Annotated in this window: 14 protein-coding genes; 9 read left to right on the top strand and 5 right to left on the bottom strand. The window is 68.6% G+C overall.

The window, feature by feature from the left end; genetic code table 11:
* Positions 1–94 precede the first annotated feature (94 nt).
* Positions 95–1,210 (top strand): response regulator, encoded by a 1,116-nt coding sequence (locus tag ACFOPI_RS20180; RefSeq protein ID WP_382177945.1) that lies wholly within the window; start codon positions 95–97, stop codon positions 1,208–1,210.
* 3 nt (positions 1,211–1,213) lie between these two features.
* The gene (locus ACFOPI_RS20175) at positions 1,214–4,207 is read left to right on the top strand and encodes a hybrid sensor histidine kinase/response regulator (RefSeq protein ID WP_382177942.1); all 2,994 of its coding nucleotides are present in this window, start codon (positions 1,214–1,216) and stop codon (positions 4,205–4,207) included.
* On the opposite strand, the gene ACFOPI_RS20170 is transcribed toward ACFOPI_RS20175, so the two are convergent.
* The 5 genes from ACFOPI_RS20170 to ACFOPI_RS20150 are packed head-to-tail and all read right to left on the bottom strand — an operon-like array spanning position 4,179 to position 9,568.
* A complete protein-coding gene (locus ACFOPI_RS20170; RefSeq protein WP_382177939.1) occupies positions 4,179–4,661 on the bottom strand; it encodes a SixA phosphatase family protein in 483 nt (160 codons plus the stop codon). The two genes, ACFOPI_RS20175 and ACFOPI_RS20170, sit on opposite strands and share 29 nt — an antisense overlap.
* Before the next feature lie 5 nt (positions 4,662–4,666).
* Complete coding sequence (ppk1, locus tag ACFOPI_RS20165; RefSeq protein WP_382177936.1) at positions 4,667–6,733, bottom strand: polyphosphate kinase 1; 2,067 nt, start codon at positions 6,731–6,733, stop codon at positions 4,667–4,669.
* A gap of 9 nt (positions 6,734–6,742) precedes the next feature.
* Complete coding sequence (locus ACFOPI_RS20160) at positions 6,743–7,804, bottom strand: glycosyltransferase family 4 protein (RefSeq protein ID WP_382177933.1); 1,062 nt, start codon at positions 7,802–7,804, stop codon at positions 6,743–6,745.
* Positions 7,801–8,709, bottom strand: a complete 909-nt coding sequence (locus ACFOPI_RS20155) for a UDP-2,3-diacylglucosamine diphosphatase (protein ID WP_382177930.1) — start codon at positions 8,707–8,709, stop codon at positions 7,801–7,803. The genes ACFOPI_RS20160 and ACFOPI_RS20155 overlap by 4 nt, the downstream gene beginning before the upstream one ends.
* A gap of 1 nt (position 8,710) precedes the next feature.
* Positions 8,711–9,568: a GNAT family N-acetyltransferase gene (locus ACFOPI_RS20150; RefSeq protein ID WP_382178760.1), complete on the bottom strand. Its 858-nt coding sequence runs from the start codon at positions 9,566–9,568 to the stop codon at positions 8,711–8,713.
* 223 nt (positions 9,569–9,791) lie between these two features.
* Here ACFOPI_RS20150 and ACFOPI_RS20145 point away from each other — a divergent pair, with 223 nt between their 5' ends.
* From ACFOPI_RS20145 to ACFOPI_RS20115, 7 genes are all read left to right on the top strand, one after another.
* On the top strand, positions 9,792–11,951 hold the full coding sequence (locus ACFOPI_RS20145) for a PhoX family protein (RefSeq protein ID WP_382177927.1): 2,160 nt from the start codon (positions 9,792–9,794) through the stop codon (positions 11,949–11,951).
* Position 11,952: 1 nt separating this feature from the next.
* Complete coding sequence (ppk2, locus tag ACFOPI_RS20140) at positions 11,953–12,858, top strand: polyphosphate kinase 2 (RefSeq protein ID WP_382177924.1); 906 nt, start codon at positions 11,953–11,955, stop codon at positions 12,856–12,858.
* 139 nt (positions 12,859–12,997) lie between these two features.
* Positions 12,998–13,348, top strand: a complete 351-nt coding sequence (locus tag ACFOPI_RS20135) for an ArsR/SmtB family transcription factor (RefSeq protein ID WP_382177921.1) — start codon at positions 12,998–13,000, stop codon at positions 13,346–13,348.
* Positions 13,345–14,640: a hypothetical protein gene (locus tag ACFOPI_RS20130; protein ID WP_382177918.1), complete on the top strand. Its 1,296-nt coding sequence runs from the start codon at positions 13,345–13,347 to the stop codon at positions 14,638–14,640. Before ACFOPI_RS20135 ends, ACFOPI_RS20130 begins: the two co-directional genes overlap by 4 nt.
* 82 nt (positions 14,641–14,722) lie before the next feature.
* The gene (locus ACFOPI_RS20125) at positions 14,723–15,766 is read left to right on the top strand and encodes an ArsJ-associated glyceraldehyde-3-phosphate dehydrogenase (protein WP_382177915.1); all 1,044 of its coding nucleotides are present in this window, start codon (positions 14,723–14,725) and stop codon (positions 15,764–15,766) included.
* Between the two features lie 10 nt (positions 15,767–15,776).
* Complete coding sequence (gene arsJ, locus ACFOPI_RS20120; RefSeq protein WP_382177912.1) at positions 15,777–17,030, top strand: organoarsenical effux MFS transporter ArsJ; 1,254 nt, start codon at positions 15,777–15,779, stop codon at positions 17,028–17,030.
* A gap of 31 nt (positions 17,031–17,061) precedes the next feature.
* Positions 17,062–17,574 (top strand): arsenate reductase ArsC, encoded by a 513-nt coding sequence (locus ACFOPI_RS20115; protein ID WP_382177909.1) that lies wholly within the window; start codon positions 17,062–17,064, stop codon positions 17,572–17,574.
* Positions 17,575–17,584 lie beyond the last annotated feature (10 nt).

The raw sequence follows: 17,584 nt of genomic DNA, 5'->3' as shown, positions 1-17,584 counted from the left end.
CGGCGACGTGTGCTTCGCGCCACATCGCCGCCCGTTCAACCGATACCATCGCCCTTCAAGGGGCCTTCGGCGGCCTGAAAAACGAAGAAAAACAATGGCTCTGATCGTGGTGGCGGAAGACGACGCCGGAACAATGCGTCTCATCGAGGCGGCCCTGCACCTGCAGGGGCACGAGGTGCTGACAGCCAACAACGGGCAGTCGGCGTGGATGACGATCCGGCAGTACCGGCCGGACCTGGTCGTCAGCGACATCAACATGCCAGGTGTCAACGGCTTCGACCTGCTCAAGGCGGTGCGCGAACACGCGGCCCTTCAGCAGACCCCGTTCATCCTGCTGACCTCGCTGCAGGAGCGGCGCGACATGCGCCAGGGCATGACGCTGGGCGCCGACGACTACCTGACCAAACCCGTGCACCCGCGCGAACTGGTCGACGCGGTGGCGGCCCAGCTCAACCGCAAGGCCATGCGCACCGCAGCGCTGGAACTGCAGGTGAAGGAGGCCGTGAACGAGGCCCTGGACGAACAGGCCTGGACCCTGCAGGAGCAGTACGAACTGCGGCTGGCCCACGAACTGAGCGAACAGTGGCCCGGCGAGGCCCAGGGCGACCGCGAGGACTTCCACCCGCAAGCCACCGTGCTGTTCGCCGACATCCGCAACGACCGGGAGTGGGCGCGTGCCCTGGACCCGCAGCAGCTGGCCATGACGCTCAAGCGCTTCTACGAAGGGGGCGGCGATACCGTCCACCTGTTCGGCGCCACCTCGGCGCACTTCGTCGGCGACGGGCTGTTGGCGGTGTTCACCGACCGGGCGTCCCAAACCACCGCCCACCAGGGCCTGCGCGCGGTCAAGGCCGCCTTCGGCCTGCGCAAGTCGGCCGCGGCCATGCAGGGCTGGGTCAAGCAACAGTTCCCCGACCGGGCGCTGCCGCGCTTCGAGGCCGGCATCGCCATCCACAGCGGACCGGTGGCCATGATGCGGCTGGACGGCCTGCTCGGTGGTGCGGCCCAGGTGCTGCCGGTGGGCGAAACCGTGGTCAATGCCCTGGCGATGCAGCGCGCCGCGGCCGGTCCGCACCCGGTGACGCTGTCGATCCCCGTGCTGCGCTCGGTGACCGGGGCGGTGCAGCCCGTCTCGCGCCACTTCGTCACCTTGCCCCAGTGCGCCGAGCCGCTGGAGGTCTGCGCCGTCGACCCCTTGCCGTCGTACTGACCGATGGCCGAGCGCGACACGCCCACGCCGACCAGCCGGCGCCGCCTCTCGATCGGCCCGGCGCTGATCGCCGCACTGGTGCTGTCGGCGCTGATCCCCGCGGTACTGGTGTCCTGGCTGCTTTCGTCCAACAGCTCGCAGTCCATCGACACCCTGGCCGAAAACGCGATCAGCCAGGCCGCGCACCGGGTGGACGTGGGCGCGCTGGCCCACCTGGGCGAGTCGCACACCGTGGTCAACGCGCTGGTACCGCCGGTGCCCACCAGCGGGGCCGAGGCCGAGCGCACGCGCAACTGGCTGCGCGATCCGGCCGCCTTCGAGCTAATGGCCTATGCGCTGACTCAGCAGTCGCCCAACGTGCCCTATCTTTACTACGGCACCACCGACGGGACCTTCTTCGGGCTTGAACGTGAGGAAGGCCGCTTCGTGGTGCGCGAGATCCTGCCCGGCGAGAGCGGCCGGCGCCACTACGAGATCAGCGAGCCTGGCGACCGAAGCCGCCTGGTCAGGACCGAAGAGACCGTCTACGACCCGCGCAAGCGCCCCTGGTACCAGCTGGCCGCGAGCACCGGCAAACGCGTGTTCACCGACGTCTACCGCTCGGCGGTGAAAAGCCAGTTCGACCTGACGCTGGCGCAGCCCATTTTCGACACCGACAACAAGACGCTGCTGGGCGTGATGGCGGTGGACATGAGCCTGGCGCGCCTGACCGAGCTGATCCGCAGCACGCGCATCAGCGATCGCGCGGTGACCTACCTGGTCGATGGCCAGGGCCGCATGGTGGCCTCGTCGGTCGACGAGGAACTGAGCGAGCTGGTCAACGGCCGCCACCAGCGCATCACGCCGCTGCAGAGCCGCGAGCCGCTGGTGCGCGAGTCCTACACCCAGCTGTTCTCACCCGACCGCCAGGGCTCGCGGCGCGCGCCGGGCCTGGTGCGGCTGGAGACCGAACGCAACTGGCTGCAGCGCCTGGGCCTGGCCAGCAACCGCCTGATCGCGCTGCAGCGGCCCTTCGGCGCCAAGTACGAACTGGGCTGGCAGCTGGTGGTGGTGGCGCCGGAAGAAGACTTCACAGCCCACGTGCTCCAGGCCCGCCAGTGGGCGCTGCTGGCAATGGCGGGGCTCATAGGTATCGGTGTGCTGGGCGCCTTCCTGGTCGCGCGGCGCCTGTCGGCCCAGTTCCACCAGCTCAACAAGTCCGCCACCCAGCTGGGCTCCGGCCAGGTGCCGCCGGTGCAGGAAAAGGCCCCGTTCAAGGAGGTGCACAACCTCTCTCGCGTGATGCACGACAGCGCGCTCAAGCTGCACGCCTACAACCGGGCGATCAAACGAAAGAACAAGGCCCTGCGCGACGCCACCCTGCTGCTGGAAGAACGGGTGCGCCTGCGCACCGCCGAACTCGCCACTTCGCGCGAAGAAGCGCTGGCCGCGGTGCGGGCCAAGGCCGGCTTCCTGGCGGTGATGAGCCACGAGATCCGCACCCCGCTCAACGGGGTGGTCGGCATGAGCCAGCTGCTCACCGACACCGGTCTGACACCGTCTCAAAAAGAGTTGCTGGGCGTGCTCAAGGTGTCCAGCGAACAGCTGCTGGCCGTAGTCGACGACATCCTCGACTTCTCCAAGATCGAATCGGGCAAGCTGGCGCTGGAACACCTGCCGATGGACCTGCACGCGGCCATCCAGGGCGTGTGCGACATCTCCCGGCTGCGCTGCCAGGAAAAGGGGCTGGTGCTGCGCGTCGACCTGCGCCCGGACCTGCCACGGGCCATCGTGAGCGACATCACGCGCCTGCGCCAGGTGTTGCTGAACCTGCTGTCCAACGCGGTGAAGTTCACCCACCACGGCGAGGTCTGCCTGCGCGCCTGGGTCGAGCAGCCGGGTGATCCGCTGACCCTGGGCTTCAGCGTCAGCGACACCGGCGTCGGCATCTCGCAGCAGCGGCTGGGCGAGCTGTTCCAGCCCTTCTCGCAAGGCGACACCTCCACCGCGCGCGTCTACGGCGGCACCGGCCTGGGGCTGATGATCTGCCGCCACCTGGTGGAGCGCATGGGGGGCCGCATCCAGGTGCACAGCCAGACCGGCGTGGGTTCGACCTTCTCGTTCACCATCCGCGCCCAGCCCGCCCGTCCCGAGGACATCGTGGCACCCCTGTTGCCCACGCTGCAGCTGGCGCGCAGCCCCCGCCGCGTGTTGGTGGTGGACGACAACCTGACCAACCTCAAGGTGGCCTCCGCCATGCTCCACCGGCTGGGCTATCCGCACGACCTGCAGGACAACGGCCTGCGCGCGGTCGAGGCGGTGGAACAGGCCCAGCGCGAGCACCAGCCCTACGCCCTGGTGCTGATGGACAGCCACATGCCTGAAATGGATGGCGCCGCGACCACGCGTCAGATCCGCGAGCGCCTGGGGCCTGCCGCCCCCATCGTGCTGGGCGTGTCTGCGTCGAGCCTGCCCAACGACCGCACCCGCTGCCTGGCCGCAGGCATGTCGGACTACCTGGCCAAACCGCTGGAACTGCACGCACTGGGCCAGGCGCTGCAGCGCTGGATCGAGCGCGCACCCGCCGCCGCCGACGATGCCACCAACGCCACAGGCCCGGCCCCGACCCGGCCCGCCGCGCCCTGGATCAACACCGAGCGCTGGACCATGCTGGGCGAGTTCGACAACGGCGCGGGCAAGGTGCGCGGCGCCATCGTGCAGGACTTCCTGGCCGAACTGGACACGCGCATGAACGACATCCGCCAGGCCATGGCGACCCGCGACTACGAGGCGCTGAGCAACGCCGCGCACCAGCTCAAGGGCGCCGCACTCAACACCTGCGCGGCGCGGCTGGCGCAGCTGTGCGAGGTGCTGGAGACACGTTCTCTGGCCCAAGACCCCGAGGTCTTTGCCTACGACGGGCTGCTCGAGCAGGTGGTGCAGGGCACGCGAGAGGCGCTCTCACCACCTGAAGGCGTTCAGGCTCCGCTCAGACCAGTTCCGGCGTCTGCACCGTGACGATCACGGTCTGCATGCGGCCGTTGCGCTCGCGCTGGCGCAGCCACCAGACCGAGCCCTTGCGCATGGTGCACTCGCCGTCGGGCAGGTTCAGCAGCTGGGCGATCACCTGGCCCAGCGTCGGCTGGTGCCCGATCACGACCACCGGGCCACGGCCTTCGGGCCAGCCGACCAGCGCCAGCACGGCGGCCGGGTCGGCCCCGGGCAGCAGCTCGTCGCGCACGCGCGGCTTGCGGCCGAGCGCGTGGGCGGTCTGGCGGGCCCGCTCGGCCGGGCTCACATACACCTTGGCACCGTCCGGCAGCTGCCGGTCCAGCCAGGCGGCCATGCGCGTGGCCTGCTTCTCGCCGCGCGGGGTCAGCCGCCGTTCCAGGTCCAGCGGATCGCCCTGCGCACCCTGCTCGCCATAGGGGTGGTCCTGGGCTTCGGCGTGGCGCCAGAGGATGAGGTCCATGGTGGTCACTCCTGGGAACGGTGTCCGTAGCGGGCCATCAGCGCCGCCTGGGCGGACAGGCCCGGGCCTTCGACGCTGTCGCTGGCCCGGCGGTAGTAACCGTCCGGCTGCAGCAGCCAGGCATCGCGCGTGTCGTGCAGATAGGCCGACAGGCATTCGTCCTTGACGCGCTGGCGCAGCGCCGGGTCGGTCACCGGCCAGGCCAGCTCGACCCGCCTCAGCATGTTGCGGTTCATCCAGTCGGCGCTGGAGAGCCAGAGCTCCTCTTCGTCGCCGAGGCGGAAATAGAACACCCGCGAATGCTCCAGCAGACGGCCGATCACCGAGCGCACGCGCACGCGGTCGGTCACGCCGGGCACCTGCGCCGGCAGGATGCAGGCGCCGCGCACGATCAGGTCGATCGAGGCACCGCGCTGCGAGGCCATCGCCAGCGCGCGCGCCATGGGTTCGTCGGTCAAGGCGTTCATTTTGAGGATGATGCGCGCATCTTTCCCGGACTGGGCCGCCACCCCTGCCCGCTCAACCCGCTCAAGCATCGCCTTGTGCAGGTGGAAGGGCGCGATCAGGGCTGTCTTCAGGCGCGGCAGCCGGCTCTGGCTGGCGAGGTGCAGGAACACCTGCTCCATGTCCGCAGTGAGCGACTTGTCGGCGGTCAGGTAGCTCAGGTCGGTGTACAGGCGCGCCGTGCCGGGGTTGTAGTTGCCGGTGGAGAGGTGGCCGTAGCGGCGCAACACCCCGCCCTCGCGGCGCGTGACCAGCAGCATCTTGGCGTGCGTCTTGAGGCCGACCACGCCATACACCACCTGGGCACCGACCGACTCCAGCCGCTCGGCGTAGTTGATGTTGGCCTCTTCGTCGAAGCGCGCCTTGAGCTCGACCACCGCGGTCACTTCCTTGCCGCGCCGCACCGCCTCGCGCAGCAGCTCGATCATCTCGGCCTTGCTGCCGGTGCGGTAGATGGTCTGTTTGATCGCCAGCACATCGGGGTCGTTGACCGCCTCGCGCAGGAAGGCCAGCACCGCGTCGAAGCTCTCGTAGGGCTGGTGGATCAGCACATCGCCCTGCTGCATGCGCTCGAAGAAGGACTGGCCTGGCACCAACTGGACCGGCCAGCCCGGTGTGTGCTGCTCGAAGCGAAGCGCGGGCTGGTCGACCTGGTCGATCAGCTGGTTCAGGCGCACCAGATTCACAGGCCCGGGCACTCGGAACAGCGCCTGCGGCGGCAGGGCGAACTGCTCCAGCAGGAAGCTGGACAGGAACTCGGAACAGCCGGCCGAGACCTCCAGCCGCAGCGCCTCGCCGTAGTGGCGGTGCTGCAGGCCGACGCGCAGGGCGGTGCGCAGGTTCTTCACCTCCTCTTCGTCGACAGCCAGATCGGAGTGCCGCGTGACGCGGAACTGCGAGAACTCCGTCACCTGCCGCCCCGGGAACAGGTCATCCAGGTGGGAGCGGATCAGGCTGGAGATGGAGACGAAGACCGTCTTCTTGGAGCCTTTGGGTCCGGGCAGGCGCACATACCGCGGCAGCACACGCGGCACCTTGACGATGGCGACCTCGTTTTCGCGGCCGAAGGCGTCGCGCCCCTTGAGGCGCACGATGAAGTTGAGCGACTTGTTGGCCACCTGCGGGAACGGGTGAGCCGGGTCGAGGCCCACCGGCATCAGCAGCGGCTGCACCTCGCGCTCGAAATACGCCTTGACCCAGCGTCGCTGGGCCGCGTCGCGCTCGCCGTGCGAGACCAGCTCGATGCCCTGCTTCTGCAACAGCGGTAGCAGCTCGTCGTTGTAGATCGCGTACTGCTGCGCCACCAGCTCGTGCAGCTGGGCGCTCAGGCGCACATAGCCGTCCACGGTCTGCGCGCCGCGCGGCTCGTTGGCATTGAAGGCGGCCAGATGCGGCGCCATGCGCACCTCGAAGAATTCGTCGAGGTTGCTGGAAACGATGCACAGGTAGCGCAGCCGCTCCAGCAGCGGCACCTGTTCGCGCCGCGCCCAGTCCAGCACGCGCTCGTTGAAGGCCAGGATGCTGTGGTCCCGGTCGAGAAAGGTCAGGCTGGGGGTGGGCGGGTTCATCGGTGACGATTATTCGACCAGCCGATGACGTTTGTGTGACAGAACGGCGCGGCGCGGCGCAGGCAGACGCACCAGGTGGGAAAGGAACAGCTCGGCCACCCGCCCCCACCCGAAGTCCAGCGCGCGCTGGCGGGCCTGGTGGCGGCGCACGCGCAGCGCCTGCGACCAGGCCTCGCGCAGATCGGTGTGCATCGCACCTGCGGGGGACTCGCCGATCACCTCCAGCGGGCCGTCCACCGGGTAGGCCGCCACCGGCAAGCCGGTGGCCATGGCTTCGAGCATCACCAGGCCGAAGGTTTCGTGCAGGCTGGGGAACACGAACACGTCGGCCGCGGCATACACCTCGGCCAGCTCGCGCCGCGCCAGCAGGCCCACCCAGTGCACGCCGGGGTAGCGGTCGCGCAGGGCCTGCTCCAGTGGCCCCACGCCACACACCACCTTGCTGCCCGGGACGTCCAGGTCCAGGAAGGCCTGGATGTTCTTTTCGTGCGAGAGGCGACCGACGAACAGGCTCACCGGCCGCGCCAGATGGCCCAGCCCTTGGCATTCGCGCGGCTCGGCGTGGAAGGCGAACAGCTGGGTGTCCACCCCATGGGTCCAGTCGCGCAGCTGGCAGAAGCCCCGTTGCTCCAGCAGGCGGCGCACGCCGGCGGTGGGCACCATGACGCCGCGGCTGGGCCGGTGGAAGCGCCGCAACAGCGCATAGCCCCAGGACGACGGCACGCCCAGCGCGAGTTGCAGCATCTCGGGAAAGCGCGTGTGGAAGGCGGTGGTGAACGGCCAGCCGCGGCGCAGGCAGTAGCGCCGCGCGGCCCAGCCCAGCGGGCCTTCGGTGGCGATGTGGATGGCGTCGGGCTGGGCCTCGTCCATCAGCCGGCGCAGCCGCGCACCCGGGAACAGCGCGAGGTCGATACCCGCGTAACCGGGACACGGCCGCGTGCGGAACTGGCCCGGGTGGATCACCGTCAGCTCGTGCCCGGCGCCCTGCAGGTGGCGGACCAGCTCCACCAGCGTGGTGACCACGCCGTTGACCTGGGGCTGCCAGGCGTCGGTCACCAGCAGGATCTTCATGCGGGCGCCAGAACCCCCGGGACCGCCTGGGGCTCCTTCAGCGGCAGGGTCAGGCCGCCGTGCCCCATCGGGTGCCAGTGCACCAGTTCCAGCCGGCCGTCCTGGTGCTCGACCAGGGCCGAGAGGCTCTCCACCCAGTCGCCGTCGTTGGCGTAGAGCGTGCCGTCGATCGTGCGCATCTCGGGGCGGTGGATATGGCCGCAAACCACGCCGTGGTAGCCGCGCTCGCGCGCCTCGGCCGCCACGGCGCGCTCAAAGTCGTTCACATGGCTGACCGCGCGCTTGACCTTGTGCTTGAGGTACTGCGAGAGCGACCAGTAGGGCATGCCCAGCTTGTGGCGGATGCGGTTGAAGTGTCGGTTGAGTTCGAGCGTGACACCGTAGGCCCAGTCGCCCACATGGGCCAGCCACTTGGCGCACTGGATCACGCCGTCGAAGTGGTCACCGTGGATCACCCAGAGGTTGCGGCCGTCGGCGGTCGTGTGCACCGCCTCGTTGGCCACCTCGATGCCGCCGAAGTGCATGCCGTCGAACTGGCGCGCGAACTCGTCGTGGTTGCCCGGCACGAACACCACGCGGCAGCCCTTGCGAGCGCGGCGCAGCAGCTTCTGCACCACGTCGTTGTGCGACTGCGGCCAGAACCAGCGCCGCCGCATCTGCCAGCCATCGACGATGTCACCGACCAGGTACAGCGTGTCGCTGGGGTGGTGCTTGAGAAAGTCGAGCAGCGCGTCAGCCTGACAACCGGGCGTGCCCAGATGAATGTCAGAAATGAACACCGCCCGAAGCGAAGACGCAACCGGAGCAGAGGCTTCTTCCAGTGGAGCCGTGGAACCGGCTCCGCCGGGCCACAGGCTCCGCCCCCCTGGGGGGGTGACGCCGAAGGCGGCGCGGGGGGGAGCCATTTCAGACTCCGAAGTGGCGCCGGTACCGCGCCGGCATCTCGGCGATGCGCATGATCATCGGCAGGTCGGCGGCGTTGAAATCAGGGTCCCAGGCCGGCGGGCCCATGACCTTGGCACCCAGGCGCAGATAGCCCTTGATCAGCGCCGGAGGGTCGACCTCCAGGGAGCTGTCCAGCCGCTCCACCGGCAGCGGCAGCCGGGGTCGCACGTGGCAGTCGATCGGGGCCATGTGCTTGTCCTTGACCTGGCGCCAGATGCTCGCCGCCGCGTGGCCGCCGCCGATCATGCCGTGCGGGCCTTCGTACTGCATGGGAATGCTGGCGCAGCCGATCATGGTGTCCAGCCGGTTGCGCTGCATGAAGGCTGCGAGCGCGCCCCACAGGGCCATGATCACGCCACCCTGGCGGTGGTCGCGGTGCACGCAGCTGCGGCCCAGCTCCACCATGCTCTCGCGCAGCGGGCGCAGGCGCACCAGATCGAACTCGGTGTCGCTGTAGGTGCTGCCAGCGCGCTTGGCCTGCTGGGGGGTCAGCACGCGGTAGGTGCCGATCACCTTGCGCGTGGCGCCGTCGCGCACCAGCAGGTGCTCGCAGTAGTCGTCGAAAAGATCAACGTCGTGGCCTGGCACGGCATTGGAGAGAATGGCCCCCATCTCGCCGGCAAACACCTCGTACCTCAGGCGCTGCGCCTCACGAACCTCGTCCAGGTGCCGCGCCCAGCCGACGTCGATGCCGGCCGGTGCCTGGACCACCGCACCGGGGACCACCACCGCAGCGGGCGCGTCCGTGCGGTGGTGAAGTGACCTCCGGAAGTCGGGCAGCGGCGACAGGTCCAGCGTCGGGGTGGGCAGTTCTCGCATGGTGGGCTCCTGGGTGAGGATGGCGTCCACAACGGACGCTGGGTGGATGGATCGGTTGCTCATGGCCACGATGCTCCGGCCCCGCCATGTCCTTCCCGTGGCATCCCGATGAAACTTTTTTGACGCAGGGAACGCCTCAGCAAACTGCCTTCGAACCGTCATCAAACTTTCACGACCACCGCACAGACTCCACGCGTTTTCCATCAACCCACGCGGAACCGACATGAGCCACAAAACCGAATCGCACTTCAACAACGAAGCGTCGAACACCACCAGCAACCCGGCCTTCGAAGAGATCCTGGAAACCCGCCTGAGTCGCCGCAGCCTGTTCCGCGGCGCGGGGCTGGCGGGTGCCGCCGTGGGTGCCGTTTCCGTCACCGGCTGCGCCACCACCATGGGCAGCGGCGACGCGACCCAGCTGGACCGCCTGGGCTTCAAGGCCGTGCCCAAGAGCCTGGCCGACAAGGTGATCGTGCCCGAGGGCTACACCGCCCAGGTGATCTACGCCCTGGGCGACCCGCTGGCCGCCGGTGTCGCGCCGTTCAAGAACGACGGCACCGACACCCAGTTCGAGCAGCGCGCCGGCGACCACCACGACGGCATGGAGTGGTTCGGCCTGGACGCGCAGGGCAAACCTTCGGCCAGCTACAACAGCCGCGGCATCCTGGGCATCAACCACGAAGCCACCACCGACGAGAAGCTGGCCTCCTTCTTCATCCACGCCAACGGCGGCACCGCCACCCTGCCCCGCCCGGCCGCCGAGATCGACAAGGAGCTGGCCATCCATGGCCTGTCCTTCGTCGAGGTGCAGACCGACGGCAAGCGCTGGGCCTACAAGGCCGCCTCGCCGTTCAACCGCCGCATCACCACCATGACCCCGGCCGTTGTGCACGGCCCGGCCCGTGGCAGCGAGCACCTGGTCACCAAGTACAGCCCCGACGCCACCGCCTGCCGCGGTACCCTCAACAACTGCGGCACCGGCAAGACGCCCTGGGGCACCTTCGTCAGCGGTGAAGAAAACTGGTTCGGCTACTTCTTCCGCGACGCCAAGGACGATGACGCGCGCAAGAAGGACAAGCAGGTGCAGGCGCTCAAGCGCTACGGCCGCAACGCCGGTGCCGCCAGCCGCCACGGCTGGGAGAGCGGTGGCAGCGACGACCGCTTCGCGCGCTGGAACAACAGCGCCATCGGCGCCTCGGCCAAGGACGACTACCGCAATGAGATGAACACCTTCGGCTATGTGGTCGAGGTGGACGCCTACGACACCGCCGCCCCGATGCGCAAACGCACCGGCCTGGGCCGCTTCGCCCACGAGAGTGTGGCCTTTGCCAAGCCGGTGGCCGGCCAGCCCATCGTGGCCTACATGGGCGACGACGCCCGTGGCGAATACATCTACAAGTTCGTCTCCGAGGCCAAGTGGGACCCGAAGGACGCCGAGCCGGCCAACCGCCTGGCCGCCGGTGACAAGTACCTGGACAAGGGCACCCTGTTTGCGGCCCGCTTCAAGGGCGACGGCACCGGCCAATGGCTGGAGCTCTCGATGAACAACCCGCAGATCGCCAACAGCTCCTACTTCGAGTTCAAGAGCAACGCCGACGTGGCCATCTTCACCCGCCTGGCCGCCGACGCCGTGGGCGCCACCAAGATGGACCGCCCGGAATGGAACGGCGTGCACCCGCGCACCGGCGAGGTCTACTTCACGCTGACCAACAACAGCGCCCGCACCGTGGCCACGGCCGACGCAGCCAACCCGCGCGTCTACACCGACATGAAGGGCAGCAAGGAGCAGAAGGGCAACGTGCACGGCCACATCGCCCGCCTGGCCGACGCCTCGCCCGCCGGTATGACGTTCAAGTGGGACATCTATGTGTTCGGTTCGGAAGCCGATGCTGACAAGGCCACCGTCAACCTGTCCAGCCTGACCGACGAAAACGACATGTCCGCGCCCGATGGCCTGGTGTTCAGCCGGGCCACCGGCATCTGCTGGATCCAGACCGACGACGGCGCCTACACCGACAAGACCAACTGCATGATGCTGGCCGCGATCCCCGGCAAGCAGGGCGACGGCGGTGCCCGCACCATCAAGCACGGCGACAAGGAAGTCACCACCTACGTGGGCAAGACCCCGACGCCGTCCACGCTGGCGCGCTTCCTCGTCGGCCCCAAGGATTGCGAAATCACCGGCTGGTGCGAGACCGCCGACGGCCGTGCGATCTTCATCAACATCCAGCACCCGGGTGAAGGCACCAAGATGGCCGACGTGACCGATCCGTCGAAGTACACCAGCCAGTGGCCCGCCAACGCCGGCTACGGTGCCGGCCAGCGTCCGCGCTCGGCCACCATCGTCATCACCAAGAACGACGGCGGCGTCATCGGCAGCTGAGATGGACACCACCGTGCACCCCGATCAGCAGATCGCGCAGCTGCGCGAGGACCTGCTCGACTCGATGGACGAGGAGTTCGAGCTGGAGATGGAGGACCGGCTGGGTGAGGATGCACGGCGCCCCGGCGCCAGCGCCTCCAGCCGCATCAGCTACTTCCGCGAGCTGTTCCGGCTGCAGGGTGAGCTGGTCAAGCTGCAGGACTGGGTGGTCGCGACCGGGCACCGGGTCGTGATCATCTTCGAGGGCCGCGACGCCGCCGGCAAGGGCGGCGTGATCAAGCGCATCACCCAGCGGCTGAACCCGCGGGTCTGCCGCGTGGTCGCGCTGCCCGCGCCCAACGACCGCGAGCGCACGCAGTGGTACTTCCAGCGCTACGTGACGCACCTGCCGGCCGGCGGCGAGATCGTGCTGTTCGACCGCAGCTGGTACAACCGCGCCGGGGTTGAGAAGGTCATGGGCTTCTGCAGCGACGAGCAGTACGAGGCCTTCTTCCGGGACGTGCCCGAGTTCGAGAAGATGCTGGTGCGCAACGGCATCCAGCTCATCAAGTACTGGTTCTCGATCTCCGACGAAGAGCAGCACCTGCGCTTCATGGGCCGCATCCACGACCCGCTCAAACAGTGGAAGCTCAGCCCCATGGACCTCGAGTCTCGCCGACGCTGGGAGCTCTACACCAAGGCCAAGGAGGTGATGCTGGAGCGCACGCACATCCCCGAGTCCCCGTGGTGGGTGGTGCAGGCCGACGACAAGAAGAAGGCGCGTCTGAACTGCATCCACCATCTGCTGGGCCAGATGCCCTACCACGAGATCGAGCGCCCGGCCATCGTGCTGCCGCAGCGCGAGCGGCACGAGGACTACAAGCGCCAGGCAGTGCCTCGCGACATGATGGTTCCGACGGTCTATTGACCCCCCCGCGCCGCCTGCGGCGTCACCCCCCAGGGGGCGATGCCAGCGGCCCGGCGAAGCCGGTTCCACGGCATCACTGATTTGGGACATCTCAATCCTTGGTTTTTCATTGACTCAATATTTCAACTATCATTGAAATATGAAAACAATCACACCTGCCGAGCAGCAGGCCCTCAGCGCCCTCACCGCCCTGTCCCAAGTCGTGCGCCTGCGCGCCTTCCGCGAACTGGTGGTGGCTGGCCCGGCCGGCATGACGCCCAGCGCCATCGCCGAGCGCCTGGGCGTGGCGCCGAGCTCGCTCTCGTTCCACCTCAAGGAACTGGTGCACGCCGACCTGGTGAGCGCCGAGCCGCAGGGCCGCCACCTGATCTACCGCGCCCACTTCGACCGCATGAACACCCTGCTCGGCTACCTCACCGAACACTGCTGTGGCGGGCAGCCCTGCGAGGTAGCACCCTCGACCTGCACCGACTGCGGAGATCCGGCATGAACCTCGCTGACGCACTGAACCTCGGCTGCGCCTGCCAGACGCTGGACACCCCGCGCCTGCGGGAGCAGCTGGAGACCGAGCCCGCGTTGGCCGGCCTGACCGCGCGGCTGGCCGAGAGCCACCCGCACCTGTTCTCGCGCTCGGCCGTGTTCCTCGACGCGGGCGTGATGGCACAGATTGCCGACGCCGTGGCTGCGCTGGAACGCGTGATCGCCCTGCCCGCCTGGCAGCAGCATGCGCTGGACCGCGCCCCACCCATCGCCCGCGTCGACCAAGGTCCCGCCGGTGTCTTCATGGGCTACGACTTCCACCTGGCCGACGACGGGCCGCGCCTGATCGAGATCAACAGCAACGCCGGCGGCGCCTTGCTCAACGCCGCCCTGGCACGCGCGCACCGCGCCTGCTGCGAGTCGTTCCAGCAGGTGTTCGACCCGCAGGACACCCTGCGGCAACTGGACCAGGTCTTCGTCGCCATGTTCCGCGCCGAATGGCGGTCGCAGCGCGGCGACGCCCCGCTGCGCAACATCCTGATCGTGGACGACTCGCCCGAGACCCAGTACCTGGCGCCCGAGTTCCAAATGGCGCTCGCCCTGTTCGCCGCCCACGGCCTCACCGCGCTGGTGGCCGATCCGCGCGAACTGCAATGGCGCGACGGGGCGCTCTGGCACCCCGCCCTGCCCGCGGGCATGCCGGTGGACCTGGTCTACAACCGCCTGACCGACTTCTACCTGCAGGACAGCGGACACGAGGCGCTGCAGCAAGCCTACCGAGCGGGCGCCGCCGTGGTCACGCCGCACCCCCGCACCCACGCGCTGTACGCCGACAAGCGCAACCTGATCGCCCTGTCCGATGCGGCACTGCTCGAAAGCTGGGGCGTGGACGCAGCAGACCGCGCCCTGTTGCATCGGGTCGTGCCTGCCACGCAGCGCGTCACGGCCGAACACGCCGACGCCCTCTGGGGGCAACGGCGTGCGCTGTTCTTCAAACCCGCGGCCGGCTTCGGCGCCCGCGCCGCCTACCGCGGCGACAAGCTCACCCGGCGCGTGTGGGAAGAGATCCTGGCCGGCGACTACGTCGCCCAGACCACCGTGCCGCCCAGCGAGCGGCTGGTGTCGGTGGACGGCCAGACCGTGCGGCTCAAGCTGGACCTGCGCGCCTACACCTACCGCGGCCAGGTGCAGCTGCTGGCCGCACGCACCTGGTCCGGCCAGACCACCAACTTCCGCACCGAGGGCGGCGGCTTCTCGCCGGTCGTGGTGCTGCCCGCACTGCCCGGCGCGACCGCCGCATGACCGGGCCGGTGTTTTCATCGATCCGTCACAGACCGCCGGAACAATTCGAGTTTTATTGAAATATCTGAAGCAGAGACACAACATGAAAGTCGGTATCAACGGAATGGGCCGCATGGGCCGCCTGGCCCTGCGCGCGGCCTTCGGTGCCATCGAGCGCGAGGCCATCGACCCCCGCAAGGACAACCGCCTGGAGGTGGTGCATCTCAACGAAATCAAAGGGGGCGCCGCGGCCACCGCCCACCTGCTGGCCTTTGATACCGTGCAGGGCAAGTGGCGGGCCGACATCGCGGCCGAGGGCAGCGACGCCATCCGCATCGACGACCGCCGCCTGTCGTTCAGCGAACACGCCACCGCGGCCGAGATCCCCTGGGGCGACCTGGGCGTGGACGTGGTGCTGGAATGCACCGGCAAGTTCCTCACGCCCGAGACCCTGCAGGGCCACCTGGACCGCGGCGCCAAGCGCGTGATCGTGGCCGCGCCCGTCAAGGTGGGCGATGTGCTGAACATCGTGGTCGGTGTCAACGAGCACCTCTACAACCCGGCGCGCGACCGCATCGTCACCGCCGCCAGTTGCACCACCAACTGCCTGGCGCCGGTCGTGAAGGTGGTGCACGAAGCCATCGGCATCCGCCACGGCCAGATCACCACGCTGCACAACCCGACCAACACCAACCTGGTGGTGGACGCGCCGCACAAGGACCTGCGCCGCGCCCGCAGCGCCATGGTGAACCTCGCTCCCACGACCACCGGCAGCGCCACCGCCATCGCGCTGATCTACCCCGAGCTCAAGGGCAAGCTCAACGGCCACGCGGTGCGCGTGCCGGCGCTCAACGCCTCGCTGACCGACTGCGTGTTTGAACTGAACCGCGCCACCACGGCCGAGGAAGTGAACGCCCTGTTCGACGCCGCCGCCAAGGGCCCGCTGGCCGGCATCCTGGGCTACGAGAGCCGCCCGCTGGTGAGCGCCGATTACGCGCGCGACACGCGCAGCTCCATCGTCGACGGTCTCTCGACCATGGTGACCGACGGCACCCTGCTCAAGGTCTACGCCTGGTACGACAACGAGATGGGCTACGCGACCCGCATGGTGGACCTGGCCTGCCATCTGGAAGCCGTCGGCATCTGAACGCGCTCCGATGAACACCGCGACCCGCAACTACGCCATCGTCACCGCCGCCTACTGGGGCTTCACGCTCACCGACGGCGCGCTGCGCATGCTGGTGCTGCTGCACTTCTACAAGCTGGGCTATTCGCCGTTCACGCTGGCCTTTCTGTTCCTGCTGTACGAGGCGGCCGGTGTGCTGGCCAACCTGATCGGCGGCTTGCTGGCCACGCGCTATGGCATCCAGCGCATGCTGACCGTGGGCCTGGCCACGCAGATCACCGGCTTCACCCTGCTCTCGCTGCTCAACCCGGCCTGGACGGCGGCCATGTCGGTGGCCTGGGTGGTGGTCGCGCAGGGCATCTGCGGCGTGGCCAAGGACCTGACCAAGACCGCCAGCAAGTCGGCGATCAAGGTCACGCAGGCGCAGGCCAAGGCCGAGGACGGCGGCAACAACCAGCTCTTCAAGTGGGTGGCCTGGTTCACCGGCAGCAAGAACGCCATGAAGGGCTTCGGCTTCTTCCTGGGCGGCGTGCTGCTGCAGGCGCTGGGCTTCCAGCACTCGCTGTGGGCCATGGCCGGCCTGCTGGTGCTGGTGCTCGCAGGCGTGGTGCTGTCAGTGCCACCGATGATGGGCAAGGCCAAGGCCTCCAAATCGGCCAAGGAGCTGTTCGCCAAGAACCAGGGCATCAACTACTTGGCCGCCGCACGCGTGGCGCTGTTCGGCGCGCGGGACGTTTGGTTTGTGGTCGGCGTGCCGGTGTTCCTCTATTCGCAGGGCTGGAACTTCACCATGGTGGGCGGCTTTCTGGCGGCCTGGACCATTGGCTACGGCCTGGTGCAGGCGCTGGCGCCCAATCTGGTCAAACGCAGTGCCGACGGCCTGAGCAGCGAGGTACCTGCCGCACGTGGCTGGTCGCTGGCGCTGGCGCTGATTCCGGTCGGCATCGCGGCCGCCGTGCTGATGGACGCTCCTCACCTGCAGTGGTGGGTGGTTGGCGGCTTGGGGCTGTTTGGCTTCGCCTTTGCCGTCAACTCCTCGGTGCACTCATACCTGATCCTGGCCTATGCCGGCAGCGAGAAAGCGGCCGAGGACGTGGGCTTCTACTACGCCGCCAACGCACTGGGCCGCTTCTTCGGCACGCTGATGTCGGGCCTGCTCTATCAGTGGGGTGGCCTGCTCTACGCGCTGGTGGGCTCGGCCCTGATGCTGCTGGCCTGCTGGCTGGTCACGCTGGCGCTGCCCACGCGCCTGGCCCTTCCCGGCCAAACGGCCCCAACCACCTGAACACCCTCCAATCCCTGCAAAGGACACCACCATGAACGCATCCAAGGTCTACAACGTGCTCTTTCTGTGCACCGGCAACTCGGCGCGCAGCATCATGGCCGAGGCCATCCTCAACGCGCAGTCGGCCGGGCGCTTCCGCGGCTTCAGTGCCGGCAGCCATGCGGTGGGCACGGTGAACCCACGCGCCATCGAACTACTGGAGCGCAACCACTTCCGCATCGGCGAGCTGCGCAGCAAAAGCTGGGACGAATTCGCCGCGCCCGGCGCGCCGGTGATGGACTTCGTGTTCACCGTCTGCGACCAGGCCGCCGCCGAGGTGTGCCCGGTCTGGCCCGGCCAGCCGATCTCGGCCCACTGGGGCGTGGCCGATCCGGCCGCCGTGGCCGGCGACGAGGAGAAGATGCACCGCGCATTCAACGACGCCTTCAGTGTGCTCTCGCGCCGCATCTCCCTCTTCCTGTGCCTGCCCATCGACAAGCTCAGCCGCCTGGCGCTGACGCAGGAGGTGCAGAACATCGGACGGGAACAGCCGGCCACCGTCTGATACCGTCGCC

The sequence above is a fragment of the Hydrogenophaga luteola genome (assembly GCF_042648585.1).
Classification (GTDB): domain Bacteria; phylum Pseudomonadota; class Gammaproteobacteria; order Burkholderiales; family Burkholderiaceae_C; genus Hydrogenophaga; species Hydrogenophaga luteola.
The sequence above is the reverse complement of the archived record's forward strand: the minus strand, read 5'-3'. Positions and strand labels throughout refer to the sequence as shown.